General features: G+C 37.5%; 13 protein-coding genes. 11 read left to right on the top strand and 2 right to left on the bottom strand.

Annotated elements, in window-relative coordinates:
* Window positions 1–12: 12 nt before the first annotated feature.
* Window positions 13–963, bottom strand: a complete 951-nt coding sequence (locus tag AC3ASS_RS07245) for an ABC transporter permease (protein WP_488282849.1) — start codon at window positions 961–963, stop codon at window positions 13–15.
* A 73-nt stretch (window positions 964–1,036) separates the two neighbouring features.
* Window positions 1,037–2,590, bottom strand: a complete 1,554-nt coding sequence (locus AC3ASS_RS07240; RefSeq protein WP_488282848.1) for an ABC transporter substrate-binding protein — start codon at window positions 2,588–2,590, stop codon at window positions 1,037–1,039.
* Between the two features lie 179 nt (window positions 2,591–2,769).
* Between AC3ASS_RS07240 and AC3ASS_RS07235 the strand changes: the two genes are divergently transcribed.
* The 11 genes from AC3ASS_RS07235 to AC3ASS_RS07185 all read left to right on the top strand — a co-directional run bounded on the left by AC3ASS_RS07235 (window position 2,770) and on the right by AC3ASS_RS07185 (window position 14,749).
* Window positions 2,770–3,603, top strand: coding sequence for a MurR/RpiR family transcriptional regulator (locus tag AC3ASS_RS07235; protein ID WP_488282847.1), 834 nt, complete (start codon window positions 2,770–2,772; stop codon window positions 3,601–3,603).
* Complete coding sequence (locus AC3ASS_RS07230; protein WP_488282846.1) at window positions 3,590–4,726, top strand: M20 peptidase aminoacylase family protein; 1,137 nt, start codon at window positions 3,590–3,592, stop codon at window positions 4,724–4,726. Before AC3ASS_RS07235 ends, AC3ASS_RS07230 begins: the two co-directional genes overlap by 14 nt.
* Before the next feature lie 1,112 nt (window positions 4,727–5,838).
* On the top strand, window positions 5,839–7,776 hold the full coding sequence (locus tag AC3ASS_RS07225) for a BglG family transcription antiterminator (protein ID WP_488282845.1): 1,938 nt from the start codon (window positions 5,839–5,841) through the stop codon (window positions 7,774–7,776).
* Window positions 7,777–7,788: 12 nt separating this feature from the next.
* Complete coding sequence (gene chbG / locus AC3ASS_RS07220; RefSeq protein WP_488282844.1) at window positions 7,789–8,514, top strand: chitin disaccharide deacetylase; 726 nt, start codon at window positions 7,789–7,791, stop codon at window positions 8,512–8,514.
* Between the two features lie 196 nt (window positions 8,515–8,710).
* A complete protein-coding gene (locus AC3ASS_RS07215; protein WP_488282843.1) occupies window positions 8,711–9,043 on the top strand; it encodes a PTS lactose/cellobiose transporter subunit IIA in 333 nt (110 codons plus the stop codon).
* Window positions 9,040–10,356 carry a 6-phospho-beta-glucosidase gene (locus AC3ASS_RS07210; RefSeq protein ID WP_488282842.1) on the top strand — a complete coding sequence of 439 codons (1,317 nt, stop codon included), beginning with the start codon at window positions 9,040–9,042 and terminating at the stop codon, window positions 10,354–10,356. Before AC3ASS_RS07215 ends, AC3ASS_RS07210 begins: the two co-directional genes overlap by 4 nt.
* A gap of 40 nt (window positions 10,357–10,396) precedes the next feature.
* The gene (locus AC3ASS_RS07205; RefSeq protein WP_488282841.1) at window positions 10,397–10,699 is read left to right on the top strand and encodes a PTS sugar transporter subunit IIB; all 303 of its coding nucleotides are present in this window, start codon (window positions 10,397–10,399) and stop codon (window positions 10,697–10,699) included.
* Window positions 10,700–10,735: 36 nt separating this feature from the next.
* Window positions 10,736–12,049 carry a PTS sugar transporter subunit IIC gene (locus AC3ASS_RS07200; RefSeq protein WP_488282840.1) on the top strand — a complete coding sequence of 438 codons (1,314 nt, stop codon included), beginning with the start codon at window positions 10,736–10,738 and terminating at the stop codon, window positions 12,047–12,049.
* A gap of 16 nt (window positions 12,050–12,065) precedes the next feature.
* Window positions 12,066–12,302 (top strand): hypothetical protein, encoded by a 237-nt coding sequence (locus tag AC3ASS_RS07195; protein ID WP_488282839.1) that lies wholly within the window; start codon window positions 12,066–12,068, stop codon window positions 12,300–12,302.
* Window positions 12,303–12,410: 108 nt separating this feature from the next.
* A complete protein-coding gene (locus AC3ASS_RS07190; protein ID WP_488282838.1) occupies window positions 12,411–13,292 on the top strand; it encodes an ROK family protein in 882 nt (293 codons plus the stop codon).
* Window positions 13,293–13,309: 17 nt separating this feature from the next.
* Window positions 13,310–14,749, top strand: coding sequence for a glycoside hydrolase family 1 protein (locus tag AC3ASS_RS07185; RefSeq protein ID WP_488282837.1), 1,440 nt, complete (start codon window positions 13,310–13,312; stop codon window positions 14,747–14,749).
* Window positions 14,750–14,892: the final 143 nt, after the last annotated feature.

The raw sequence follows: 14,892 nt of genomic DNA, 5'->3' as shown, positions 1-14,892 counted from the left end.
GTGCCATCCCCCCTATTTCCGACTCAAACGAACCCGTGGATCAATGACTCCGTATAATAAATCAATCAATAAATTCAACAATAGATACATCATTGCCATAATGAGAATTGTTCCTTGAATGACTTCATAGTCCCTTCTTACAATGGCATTCACAACTAGTTGACCAATCCCCGGAAGATTAAATACCGTTTCTGTTACAACTGCCCCGGTAATTAGTGAGCCAAATGTTTCTCCTAATATAGTTAAAATCGGAATAAATGCATTACGAAAAGCATGTTTGTAAATGATCACCCTTTGTTTTAAACCTTTTGCCTTTGCTGTTTTGATATAGTTCATGCTTAAAACATCTAACATGGAGGATCTCGTCATTCTCGCAATTACTGCTGCTTGGATGGTACCTAGTGCAAAGGCTGGTAAAATCATATATCGAATATGTTCCCATATTCCCGCACTAATTGGTTGATAACCTGCTGCTGGCAACCACTTCAAATGAACCCCAAACAAAAGCATGAGTAAAAGACCTAATAAAAAGCTCGGCAAGGATAAACCGATCATCGCAATTAACATAAATACTCGATCAACACTTGTGCCTCTTTTTTTTGCAGCAAGGACTCCAATAGGAATAGCAATTAAGATCGAGATCCCTTGGGCTAAAAGCGCTAATGAAAGTGTTGGGCCGATATGATCACTAAATGCTTCCAACACCGGTTTCCTCATATAAATGGAGTCTCCTAAATCTCCTTGAAATAATCCTACAAACCAAGAAAAGAACTGTTCATAGATTGGCTTATTTAATCCAAGTTGTTCTCTCAGTTGTTCGACTTCTTGTGGCGTTGCCTCGGGTCCTAAAATTACGGCAGCAGGATCTCCAGGTACAAGATGGATTAAGAAGAAGACAATCGTTGCTACAATGAAGAGCACTGGAATCATCGATAACACTCGTTTTAAAATATAAGACCCCAAATGCAGCCTCCCTCCTTTTCAAGAACATCGTTCCCCGATCATCAATCGGGGAACATCAGATTTAAACAGTTGTTTAATTTTCAATCGATACATTCCAGAAAATCGGACCAAGCATCTGTTTTATTCCATGTACTTTTTCCGAATATGCGGATACACGATAGTTTCTTCCAAGATTAATGACAGGCAAGTCTTCCCATATGATTTGTTGCAATTCAGAATACAAAGCTTTTGCTTCTTCTTGAGTTGGTGCTGCTTGAATTTCATCGAGCAATCGATCGATGTCTTTATTATTTGTCCACCCTGGCCATTGGGCGCGAGAATCTAAGAACGTATATTGATGCGGAGTCATCGTCGTTGAAAATCCGGTAAAAAAGATGTCATAGAGTGCTGGATCGCTTCTTCTTTCCAACAATGTTGGCCAATCATAAACATCTAGTTTTACGTTCATACCGATTTTTTCAAGTTCTTGTTGAGTAGCAACTGCAGCATTGTAATGGTGCTCATAATCACGACTGGTCAAAATCACAACTTCTTCACCGTTGTATCCTGCTTCTTTTAATAGTTGTTTAGCTTTTTCAATGTCCTTTTGGTTGTAATATTCTTTTCCGCTCTCGCTATACCAATCTGTTTGTGTATCTAAAAATAAACTGTGATCTAATGTGTAATAATCCGGACCAGCAAACGCGGCACTCATAACAACATCCATATCTAAAGCATAATTTACTGCTTGTCGTGCTTTTGCATTAGAGAAGATTCCTTGTTTTTTATTAAAAACGAGGATTTCATTTCCATACGGCCAAATTTCAACCTTCATTCCGCTTGCACTCTCTACCTGTGGCACAGAATCATAGGAAATGTAATGAGCATAATCATATTGTCCACTTAGAAGTCCATTCACCCGTGTGGAAGCATCCGGAACGAAATACCAATTGATTTCGTCTACGAAAGCTTCTTTTTTACCTCCTAAGCCACTTGGAGCATTGGAATCAGGAGAATAATCTTTAAACTTTTTAAAGCGGACCACTTCATCTTGTTTCCACTCGACGAATTCAAATGGGCCAGTACCAATATATTCTTTTGCCCCCGTTGCATCTGCACTTTCTGCCACTTCTTTAGGCATAATCGCTGCAAATCTAGCTAAATCAGCAATAAAAAACGGTACTAAAGATGAAGGATTTTCCAATCTTAATTCGACTTTATAATCATCAATCGCAACCCATTCATGGTTGCCCATTTCCGGTGCATCTTTTCCCCACTTCATCATCGAAGCAACAACATCTTCTGCTTTCATTTCTTTACCATTGTGGAATTTAACGCCTTTTCGTAGTTGGAAGGTATATGTTTTCTTATCATCACTGACTTCATACGATTCAGCTAATTGAGGTATGACTTCGTAGTTTTCGTTTAAAGTTAAGAGAGATTCGTAGATGAGTTTTGCTAAGTCTCTTGTAGCTTCAGCAGTAGTTGAATGAGGGTCTAAACTTTGTGGTTGTGATGGATATGCAATGTTTAAAACACCGCCTTTTCCATCCTTTTTAGAACTTGAGCTTTCTTCGGAAGAACATGCGGATAAAATCAACAAAGTTATAATCGAAATAAATAAAAGGAACTTTCTTTTTCTCCACATACTTATCCCCCTTCCACATATAAATTTTTTAGAAGGTTGTTACACGGCCTTTTTCTTGTCACCTCCGGTATCTAAAATGGTATATTTATTGAAAATAATGAAAATTTATAATATATTATAGTAAAGGATTTCATTTTTTTCAATGAAAATAAAGCAAAAACTTTATAAAGGAGAAAAAAATGCGCCCACAATATTTAATGAAAACGGAGGAAATGTTTCCCCAGTTAACGAAAGGCTTAAAAAAAGTGGCTGAATACTTTATGAATGACCCGATTATTTTTGCGATCCATCCCGCCAAAAAAATCGGTGAATTTCTAAATGTAAGTGAAACAATGGTCATTCGCTTCTGTAAAGCCATCGGATACGAATTTTCCGACTTGCAAAAAGACATTCGAAAAGATTTAGTTTTATTAAATTCCAATCAATTATTTGGACAACATGCAGATAGTGATAATAACTTTTCCAACTATATGAATGAAGACATTACGTTAATGAAAAAAAATCAAACGAAGCTGAATAAAGATGTACTAGATCAAGCGGTAACCACCATTTTGAATAGCGAGCAAATCGTCGTTGTTGGATTCTATCAATCTTTTGCATTTGCCCATTGGCTTTTTTTTAATCTCAATCATACGCTTGGAAATGCGATTCTCTACCGTCCAGAATCCGATGCTCGCTTATTAGACCGCTTACCGGAAAAATCATGTTTAATCGTTTACTCATTTTTTCGTTATGCCATCGATCCAATTAAACTGGCAGAACATGCGAAGAAAAAAGGGATCCCAGTCATTGCAATAACTGATTCAAAAGTTGCCCCTATTACAGAGTTTGCAGATACTGTGATTGTTGTCCATGTTGGAAACGATTTTTCGTTCTTCCGTATAGGACCAGTCACTTTTTCAGTAACAAACACCATTTTGGAAGAAATTGTTCACCGGGTAAAATCATTTGATTTTATCCCAAATGCATTCAACTATTTTATAAAGGATGTTAAAGGCCATGGAGAATATTGAGAAGAAAGTTAATGAAACCTTTCAATACTTACATGAACACCCTGAAATTAGTTGGGAAGAAGTTGAAACAACAAAATATATTGCTAATCTTCTATCAAAAGAGAATGTTAAAGTGATAACTTTTCCAAACTGTCCTGGTGTTGTTGGAGAAATCGGAAATTTTGATGGAAGTGTTCCTGTTGTTGCATTGCGTGCAGAGCTTGATGCCCTTTGGCAAAATGTTGACGGTACTTTTCAAGCTAATCACTCTTGCGGTCATGATGCTCATATGTCAATCGTGCTTGGAGTTTTTTGGAAGATTCTACAAACTCCCGCTCTATTCGATCGAATTGCAGTGAAATTCATCTTTCAACCTGCCGAAGAAAAAGGGTCTGGGGCGTTAAAAATGATCGAAAAAGGTGTCATAGATAACGTCGATTATTTATTTGGCATCCATTTGCGCCCAATCCATGAAATGAAATTTGGGTTTGCCACTCCAGTTTTAATTCATGGGGCAACCGTGAATATTGATGGTGTCATCGAAGGAGATGATGCCCATGGTGCAAGGCCGCATCTTACCCACAACGCTATTGAAATTGGGGCACAATTGGTAAACTTCATCAATCAAATCCATGTAGACCCTTCCATTCCTTATTCGGTAAAAATGACAAAATTCCATGCCGGAGGAAGTTCGAATATTATTCCGGGGAACGCAACATTTTCCCTCGATTTGCGTGCTCAAACGAATGAACAAATGGAACGGCTGAAGAATCGTGTTAATGAAATCATAAAAAATTTGGGGCAATTATATAACACGAAGATTAATATCATTCATTCCGAGGAAATTCCAGCAGCGGTAACAAACGATGAAGCGATCCATATTATGAAGAAAGCAATTGAAGATGTATTGGGAAAAGAAGGAACAGCCCCTCCTGTTATAACTCCTGGAGGCGATGATTTCCACTTTTACACCATTCAAAAACCAAACTTAAAAGCTACGCTCATGGGGTTAGGTTGTGATTTAACACCAGGACTCCACCATCCAAACATGACGTTTAATAAAAATGCTTTAATGATCGGTGTAAATATTCTCTACAAGGCTATTCTACATACGTATCATTTATCTGATAAAAGTGGAAAGTAACGAAATTTTTTTATGAAGGAATTGGGGTTCAACTTGCAAGAAAATGTTCGTTGGTTACAAATAAAATTTTAAAAGTTACAAGTTTTTTCCTCTTGGTTGCAAATACAAAATTTCTCAGTTACAAATAACATTTTCAAGGTTGAAAATAAACTTCTTAAACTTGCAAATTCGTTCACCAAAGTTGCAAAAATACCATCCATCTGTCAGGATTGGCCCGAGCCAATCCTTTCTTTTTTGAAAAAATCACCCGCGAACCATCGACTTGCAAGTATATGAACTCAAGTTGCAAGTTTTTTAGCTATTTGATAAGAACACTCTCTCACTATTGGTGAAGTTACAAATAAATCCGTATGAGTTGCAAGATTATTTTTCAACTTGCAAGAAAATGTTCGTTGGTTACAAATAAAATTTTAAAAGTTACAAGTTTTTTCCTCTTGGTTGCAAATACAAAATTTCTCAGTTACAAATAACATTTTCAAGGTTGAAAATAAACTTCTTAAACTTGCAAATTCGTTCACCAAAGTTGCAAATATACCATCCATCTGTCAGGATTGGCCCGTGCCAATCCTTTCTTTTTTGAATAAAATCACCCGCGAACCATCGACTTGCAAGTATATGATTATAAGTTGCAAGATTTTTTAATTGCCTGATTAACAAATTCACCTTCAAATGTTCGACTTGCAAAAAAAACCATTCAAGTTGCAAATTTGTTCGACCCATGGTTTAACATCCTATCTAAAATTCGTTCAAATTGTAAATATAAATAACCCTAATTGCTAGTTTTTTCAATTCATGGTTTTACATTCTCACTATTGTTCATTCAACATGCAAATAACTCCTCCCTAGTGGCTAGTTTTGTCGATTCACGTTCGACCAATCTTTTTTTAAACCTTTACATCTTTTCAAAAGACACTCCTCGATCATCTTAGCGCCAAATTATTATCTTTTATATAATTTTTCCCCCTAATTTTCTCCATTAACTTCCATTAAAATATCAAATTATTTATAATTATCTGTAAAATATAAAAACCTTTTTACTTGAGAAATAAAATATTTCCTTCATAATAAAAACTAGTACAAAAGTTATATGAGAATCCTTAGGGGTGAATGAAATGTCTCAACCGAGAACAATCGGAATACTCAAAGAATTATTAGCACATAAAGAACCCATCACAAGCGAATATTTAGCCAAAATCTTAAATGTCACCTCTAGGACGATACGGAATGACATGAAACAATTAGATCAATTGTTAAAAGATCATGGCGCAACCATTGAATCCCACCGTGGAACTGGATATATATTAACCATCCAAGATGAAACAAAATTCCGGAAATTTCTATCCGAAACTACAGATGGCCCTTTGCATTCTAACCATGTGATTCCTTCTTTTCCAGAAGACCGAATCCACTATATTATTCGAAAATTGCTATTAGCCCAAGACTATATCAAACTTGAACAATTGGCTGAAGAACTTTACGTCAGCCGAACAACTTTACAGCTCGACTTTAAAAATGTAAAAGACATTTTCCATTCCCATGGATTAACGATCGAAGTGAAACCAAACTACGGAATCAAAGCGGTCGGTCCGGAAATGAAACGCAGATTTTTAATGTCGAAATACGTCTGTCGAAGAAATGAATATGACGTTGATTTATTAAACTGGACATCAAACATTCTTCCAAGTAAAGACTTAAAAGCGATCCAAGAAATTATTTTAAAACAATTGGAAGAAAAAAATATTTTCATGTCGGATATCGCCCTAAATAACTTAGTCATTCATATCGCAATTGCTTGTACACGAATAAGAAATCATCATTATGTTTCAATGGAAGAAAAAGATTTGAATGAACTTAAACGACAACCTGAATATCAAACAGCAAAAGAAATCGTTCGCGACATCGAAAACTATTTACACGTCCGTTTTTCGGATGTCGAAATCGGGTATGTAACGATTCATTTAATGGGCAACCGCCTAATTAACGAAGAAAAAATTGATGAAAACGAAGTAATGGCTTTCATTGATGAAAATGTTCAACAACTAACAAAGGAAATATTATCGGAAATTGAAGCGCAGCTTGGACTTGGCATCCGCCATGATAAAAAATTAGAACTCGGACTTTTATTACATTTAAAACCGGTAATCAATCGATACCGTTTTGGCATGAATTTACGTAACCCCATGTTAGAAGAAATTAAAACGAATTATCCGATTGCCTATGAAGCTGGCGTGATTGCGGGTACTGTCATTCAAAAGAACATCGGCATTCAAATCAACGACCATGAAATCGGCTACCTTGCTTTACACTTCGGAGCAGCACTTGCGCGAAAGAAAATGAAACAACCGAGAAAAAAATGTTTAATTGTCTGTGCATCAGGGGTTGGAAGTGCTCACCTTTTAAGATGTAAACTTGAAGAACATTTTCATTCAAAAATGGAAATTGTCGACACAATTAATTATTACAATTTGAAAAACGCACCATTAGATCAAGTCGATTTTGTCATTAGTACTATCCCAATTCAGGAAAAGCTCGAAGTCCCCGTTGTTGAAGTGAAAACAATCGTCAGTCAACATGATTTACAGAAAATCGAAATGCACTTAACAACGAAAGAAAAACACGTCTTTAAACAATACACACGAAAAGATTTAATCTTTCTTCAACAATCGTTTCAAACAAAAGAAGAAGTCATATCTCACTTAAGTCATGCATTAATGGATAAAGGATATGTAACGGATACGTTTTTTGACTCTGTCATGGAAAGGGAACATTTAGCGCCAACGAGTTTTGGAAATTTGGTCGCCATCCCTCATCCGCTCGTGCCACAATCCAAAGAAACGATATTAGCTATTTGCACGTTAAAAAAACCGATTTTATGGCAAGATAAAAATGTTCAATTTATCTGTTTATTAAGCATTAAAGAAAAAAATAACGATGATCTAAAAGACATGTATAAAGCACTAACCGATTTGTTGGATCATCCATACACCGTCGAACGTTTAATTTCTGCCGAAACGCATGAAGACTTCATGAAAATTTTATTAACAGAATAAAGGGTGAAAAACTTGAAAAAATGGATTATCAATGCCGATGATTTCGGCTATTCAAAAGGTGTCAATTATGGGATTATCGAAGCCCATCAACAAGGAATCGTTACATCCGCAACATTAATGGCCAATATGCCTGGTGCCACACATGCGGCAGCATTAGCAAAAGACAACCCGAATTTAGGCGTCGGAGTTCATCTCGTGCTCACCATCGGAAAACCGTTAAGTGAAGACGTCCCTTCACTAATCGACGAAAACGGACACTTTCTTCGTTACAATGAACTGGTCAACAACGCACAGCCAACCGATGTCGAAAAAGAGTGGACAGCGCAAATCGAGTATTGTTTGTCACTCGGCATCAAGCCGACTCATTTTGATTCGCATCATCATGTCCATCAACATCCAAACATCTATCCCGTTGTGGAAAAATTAGCGGAAAAATATCAAGTTCCGATCCGCTTTGTGCCAGATGGAAAAAAAGAAATCCAACCAGTTCCGTTTCTTTGCACGGACTTTTACGGCGATCATTTAACGGTGGAACATACGATCACACTGTTTCAACAACTATTAAAACATGATGTTGTTGAAATCATGACACACCCTGCCTATATCGATTATGAATTAATGTCAGGTAGCTCTTATCATTTAGAACGACCAAAAGAATTAATGATTTTAACCCATCCAAAAATACAAGAGTTTATCAACAACAACAACCTACAACTCGTACATTTCGGTAACCTATAATATATGATTACCTAATAAAAATCAGACTTTCTAAATAGTCTGATTTTTTTGTTTATTTTTTTCCGTTGGCAAAGGAAAAACATTGTGTGTAGATAATAGGAAAAACCTCATATGATGTAGATAGATGGTTCTCCAACCATCTTACAAAATCCGACATAAGAAAGCGCTTTCAATATAAACGAAGGGAATGGAATCAATGGATGCCACTAATGAAGAAATAGTATTTCAAATCATTTTGCACGGCGGAAACGGAAAAAGCCTTGCTATGGAAGCCATCCATCTTGCAAAAAAAGGCGACATCCAAGCCGCTAAAGACAAAATAAAAGAAGCAGAACAATCCATTAATGAAGCACATCATGTTCAAACCACTTTAATTCAAAATGAAGTAAACGGTAACAAAAATGAAGTATCTCTACTTATGGTCCATGCACAAGACCATCTCATGACAGCAATCACCATCAAAGATTTAGCAGCAGAAATGATTGATTTATATGACTTACTAAACAAAAAGGGGGTGACATTACCATGAAAACAGGTTTAAAAATTGCCACTATTGGCGGAGGATCCAGCTATACACCAGAACTTATCGAAGGTTTTATTAAAAGATATGATGAGCTTCCAGTTTCCGAAATTTGGCTAGTCGATATTGAAGAAGGTAAAGAAAAATTGGAGATCGTCGGAAACTTAGCGAAACGAATGGTGAAAAAGGCGAATTTACCGATTGATATTCATCTTACACTAGACCGACGAGCAGCACTCAAAGATGCGGATTTCGTCACCACTCAATTCCGTGTCGGATTGCTTGATGCCCGTGCCAAAGATGAAGCCATTCCTTTAAAATACGGTGTTTTAGGACAAGAAACCAATGGTCCTGGAGGATTGTTTAAAGGATTACGGACGATTCCAGTTATTTTAGATATTTGCAAAGACATGGAAGAACTTTGTCCAGATGCTTGGCTCATCAACTTTACCAATCCTGCGGGTATGGTTACAGAAGCCATCTATAGATATTCCAACATCAAAAAAGCAATCGGTCTATGTAACGTCCCAATCGGAATGGAAATGGGAATCGCCAAACTCCTTGAAGTCGATCACTCCAGAATTCGCATCGATTTTGCTGGCTTGAACCATATGGTTTACGGATTAGACGTCTACTTAGATGGCGTGAGCATTAAAGATAAAGTAATAAATCTATTAACCAATCCAAACAACAGCAGCTTTGTAAAAAACATTCAAGGTCAAGGATTTGAACCATCTTTCTTAAGAGCTTTAAACGCTCTCCCATGTCCTTATCATAACTATTACTATAAATCTCGCGAAATGGTTGAAAAAGAATTAGAGAATGCGAAAACCGTAGGAACTCGTGCAGAAGTTGTTAAAAAATTGGAAGAGGAATTATTCGAACTTTATAAAGATCCAAACTTAGACATTAAACCACCGCAATTAGAAAAACGCGGAGGTGCATACTACTCAGATGCAGCCGTTCGATTAATTTCCAGCATTTACAACGACAAACGAGATATTCAACCAGTCAACACGATGAATAACGGAGCGATTGCCAGCATTCCAAGCGATTCTGCGGTAGAAATCAGCTCAGTCATTACAAAAGACGGTCCAAAACCTCTTGCCATCGGTGACTTGCCGGTACCTGTTCGTGGTTTAGTCCAACAAATTAAATCGTTTGAACGTGTTGCCGCAGAAGCAGCAGTGACTGGTAGCTATGATTTAGCTGTACTAGCTTTAACGATCAACCCATTAGTAGCTTCTGATTCATTAGCAAAACAAATTGTAGACGAGATGTTAGAAGCTCATAAAAAATATCTCCCACAATTCTTTCAATAATAACTTTCAACTTGATTTTTACTAAATGGAGGCGTTATCAATGAAAAAAATTCTTCTTGTATGTGCAGCTGGAATGTCAACAAGTTTATTAGTCAATCGCATGAAGGAAGCAGCTGAGAAAAAAGGAGTCGAGGTTGAAATCACAGCACTTCCAGTAACGGAAGCAAGTTCCGTCATTGATGACATGGATATCGTACTATTAGGACCTCAAGTTCGCTTCCAAAAATCACAAGTCGATGCTTTAGTTAAAGGGCGTATCCCAGTAGAAGTTATCGACATGCGTGCTTATGGAATGATGGACGGAGAAGCCGTTCTAGAAAGTGCTTTACAACTGATGAAGTAACCATTTTATGCTCTTTATTAATAGGAGGGGAAACCAATGGCCTTTATGGAAAAATTTGAAAAAGGAATGGAAAAATTCCTAGTACCGGTGGCCACAAAATTAAACTCACAACGACATATCGTTGCCATTAGGGATGCCTTTATTTTAGCCTTCCCTATTACGCTCGCCGGTTCATTAGTACTATTATTAAACTTCGCCATTTTAGCACCTGACGGTTTTATCGCGAAAATTCTATTTTTGCATAAGCTATTCCCGAATTTAGCGGACTATCAACAAGTGTTCACACCAGTGTTAAACGGTTCAACGAATATTTTATCCATGTTTATCGTCTTTTTAATCGCTAGGAATATCGCTCTTGCCTTAAAAGCAGACGAACTACTAGCAGGGATTACTGGTTTATCCATCTTCTTCATTATTTATCCACCATATGTGAACGTAGATGGTGCAAACCTACTCACAACTCAATGGATTGGCGCTCAAGGTTTATTCGTAGCCATCATCGTCGGTATTATTGTAGGTGAATTATTTAGTAAACTTTCTAAATCTGAACGTTTACAAATTAATATGCCGGCTTCCGTACCACCGGCTGTATCTAGAACATTTAAAGTGTTATTCCCAATCATTATTATTACGTTATTATTTGCGATTGCCAATGCAATTATAAATGCGTTATTCCCTGAGGGTTTACATCAATTAATTTATGAAGTGTTACAAACACCTTTGAAAAACTTAGGAACCAATATCTTCTCATTAATCATTTTAGCGATTGTTTCTAACGTTCTATGGATTTTCGGTATTCACGGTCCAAATACAGTAGCCGCAATCCGTGAAGCAATGTTCGCAGAAGCAAACATTGAAAACTTAAACTATGTAGCTGCAACGGGTACTGCTTGGGATGCGCCATACCCAGTCACTTGGGCGCTTAACGACGCATTCGCAAACTACGGCGGATCTGGTATGACGCTTGGATTATTAATTGCGATTTTCCTAGTGTCTAAACGGAAAGACTATCGTGACATCGGTAAACTATCGGTGGCTCCTGGTTTATTTAATATCAACGAGCCTGTCATCTTCGGTTTACCAGTCGTATTAAACCCAATTTTAATTATTCCGTTTGTATTAGCACCAGCTGTAAATATTTTTATCGGATATTTAGCTGTTACGTTAAAACTGATCCCACCTGTTGCTTATAGCGTACCTTGGACAACACCAGGTCCATTACTTGCCTTCTTCGGTACTGGAGGCAACTGGATGGCACTCATTGTCGGATTTATCTGTTTAGCTGTATCAACGCTTATCTATTTACCATTCGTATTAGCAGCAAACAAAGCAGCGAATGCACAAAAATAGAAAGGAATGAACATCATTGGCCGTTCATAAAGTACAAATTTTTTGCGGACAAATTAAATTCATAAAAGATTTGATGGATGGACTTTCAGATGAAAAGGTCAGCGTCCAAATTGAACAAGTCAACAAGATAGACCTCCTACTATCTGTAGAAACGGATCTAAGCGGTGATGAAACGGTCGATTATATTAAAAAGCAAATTAAGCAATCACCGTTTGGCAGCGCTCTACACTATTCCGTCAAATTATCTTCATAATGAGGGGGACATCCATCCCCCCTTCTTTATTTCATGTGAAATTCGACAATTCGTCGTTTTTGCAATGATTTTTCGTTTCCTACTATTTTTCAAAAAGGAGACAGAACGATGAAACATTATATTGCCTTTGACATTGGCGGAACAAAAATTAAACATTGCATCATCCAAGAAGATGGAACGATTCTATCAAAATCGGATTATCCATCGGAACGACGGAACTTGGACGTTTTTGTTAACGACCTTCTTCGCACGATTCGAGATTACCAATCGAAGTATGAGGTTAGTGGCATTGCTATAAGCATGCCCGGTTACATTGACTATCGTACAGGTTATTCGGAAATGGCCGGTGCGATTGAAGCTTTAAACGGGAAAAACTTAAAAGCGATATTACAGGAACATATCAACTTACCAATTGAAATTGAAAATGACGGAAACTGCGCGGCGATTGCTGAACATGCGACTGGTTATGCGAAAGGTTGTGAGAATTTTATCTGCATGACGATTGGAACCGGGATTGGTGGAGGCATCTTTTTAAACGGCAAGATCTTTCATGGCTATCAATTTAAAGGCGGAGAATTCGGGTTCATGGTTACTCAAATGGAAAACGGCCTTCCAAACATGCATGAAATTGCTTCTACCACAAGTTTACTAAACGCGTATAAAGCTTATAAAAACGTTGATGAAGTGTTAGATGGCCGAATCATCTTTGAAGAATTAAAAACCGACAAACAAGTTCAAAAGATTTTTCAGCAATGGGTAAGCCATCTTTGCCGCGGGATTTACAATTTAGTCGTTACACTTAATCCCGAGAAGTTTTTAATCGGCGGCGGTGTCAGTGCACAGCCTGTTTTATTCGAAGAAATCCATCGCCAAATGCAAAACTATTTTAAATGGGAAGAGTTTAAAATTCCTATTCTTCCTTGTAAACATAGAAACGATGCGGGAATGATTGGAGCCTTTTATCACTTTAAACATATGCAACAAAACTAGATTAGGAGATGATCCTTATGATTCACGAAACATTAACCCCATTTCCAAAACAATTTCTTTGGGGAGCTGCTAGTGCGGCCTACCAAGTCGAAGGTGCTTGGAATGAAGACGGGAAAGGTTTATCAAACTGGGATGTGTTTGTAAGAATTCCTGGTAAAACCTTTAAAGGAACGAACGGTGATGTAGCGGTTGACCATTATCATCGTTATAAAGAAGATGTTCAATTAATGAAAGAAGCTGGTTTAAAAGCTTATCGTTTTTCTGTCGCTTGGGCTCGTATTTTTCCAAATGGTAAAGGCGAAGTAAATGAAAAAGGCTTACAGTTTTACGACAACTTAATCGATGAATTAATCGCCAACGGAATTGAACCGATTTTAACCATTTATCATTGGGATCTCCCACAAGCGTTACAAGAAGAATACGGCGGCTGGGAATCAAGACAAATCATTGAAGATTTCACGAATTACTGTATCACCCTTTATAAACGTTACGGGGATCGGGTTAAATATTGGGTCACGTTAAATGAGCAAAATGTCTTTACGTCCCACGGATATAAATTAAAACTGCATCCTCCTGGTGTCAGTGATGATCGTCTCTTTTATCAAGTAAACCATCATGCGAATTTAGCCAACGCTCGTGCGATTGTTGAGTTTCGCAAATATGTTCCAGACGGAAAAATCGGACCAAGTTTTGCCTACTCCCCTGCTTATCCATTTTCACCAAAACCAGAAGATATTTTAGCCGCTGAAAATGCGGAAGAATTCAATGCTCATTGGTGGATGGACGTGTATGCATGGGGTGAGTATCCAAAGGTAACATGGAACTATTTAGAAGCAAAAGGAATAGCCCCTCAATTAGAGCCGGGAGATTTAGAAATATTAAAGGCTGGAAAACCAGATTTTATGGGTGTGAACTACTATCAAACGACGACATTTGAAAAGAATCCGTTAGATGGTGTAACAGAAAGCGGACATTTTAATAATACCGGACAAAAAGGAACTTCCAGCGACCGCGGGATTCCTGGGTTATTTAAAACGATTCGTAACCCTTACTTAGAAACGACCAACTGGGATTGGACGATCGACCCAACTGGTTTACGAATTGGCTTACGAAGAATTAAAAACCGTTACAACTTGCCAATTTTAATTACCGAAAACGGATTAGGCGAGTATGACAAAGTTGAAGAAGACGGTTCTATTAACGATGACTATCGAATTCAATACATCTCCACGCATATCCAAGCGATTCAAGAAGCAATCACAGACGGCGTGGATGTGATGGGTTACTGCATTTGGTCCTTTACCGATTTATTAAGTTGGCTAAACGGATTCCAAAAGCGCTACGGAATCGTATACGTCAACCAAGACGAAGAAGGCGGAAAAGACTTGCGCAGAATGAAAAAGAAAAGCTTCTATTGGTACAAACAAGTCATTGAAAGCAATGGTGAAAAGCTTTAATTGAAAAGGGGCTGTCCAAAAAGTCAGGGTAACTGACTTTTTGGAGCCCCTCATTTTTCACTTTTAAAAAAAATGCACAAAAAAATCGTCCTTTCTAGTAAAATGAAGTTACCACACAACATTACAGAAAGGACGATTTTTTA

Source organism: Bacillus sp. JST-5 (assembly GCF_057747715.1).
Note: the sequence above shows the minus strand (reverse complement) of the source record. Positions and strands in the feature narration are given on the sequence as shown.

What these genes read in the sequence shown, in the direction of transcription:
- AC3ASS_RS07205 (WP_488282841.1), top strand. Translation starts at nt 10,397, where the DNA reads ATGAAAAAAATTCTTCTTGTATGTGCAGCTGGAATGTCAACAAGTTTA.
- AC3ASS_RS07240 (WP_488282848.1), bottom strand. Translation starts at nt 2,590, where the DNA reads ATGTGGAGAAAAAGAAAGTTCCTTTTATTTATTTCGATTATAACTTTG.
- AC3ASS_RS07200 (WP_488282840.1), top strand. Translation starts at nt 10,736, where the DNA reads ATGGCCTTTATGGAAAAATTTGAAAAAGGAATGGAAAAATTCCTAGTA.
- AC3ASS_RS07210 (WP_488282842.1), top strand. Translation starts at nt 9,040, where the DNA reads ATGAAAACAGGTTTAAAAATTGCCACTATTGGCGGAGGATCCAGCTAT.
- AC3ASS_RS07230 (WP_488282846.1), top strand. Translation starts at nt 3,590, where the DNA reads ATGGAGAATATTGAGAAGAAAGTTAATGAAACCTTTCAATACTTACAT.
- AC3ASS_RS07235 (WP_488282847.1), top strand. Translation starts at nt 2,770, where the DNA reads ATGCGCCCACAATATTTAATGAAAACGGAGGAAATGTTTCCCCAGTTA.
- AC3ASS_RS07190 (WP_488282838.1), top strand. Translation starts at nt 12,411, where the DNA reads ATGAAACATTATATTGCCTTTGACATTGGCGGAACAAAAATTAAACAT.
- AC3ASS_RS07225 (WP_488282845.1), top strand. Translation starts at nt 5,839, where the DNA reads ATGTCTCAACCGAGAACAATCGGAATACTCAAAGAATTATTAGCACAT.
- AC3ASS_RS07215 (WP_488282843.1), top strand. Translation starts at nt 8,711, where the DNA reads ATGGATGCCACTAATGAAGAAATAGTATTTCAAATCATTTTGCACGGC.
- AC3ASS_RS07185 (WP_488282837.1), top strand. Translation starts at nt 13,310, where the DNA reads ATGATTCACGAAACATTAACCCCATTTCCAAAACAATTTCTTTGGGGA.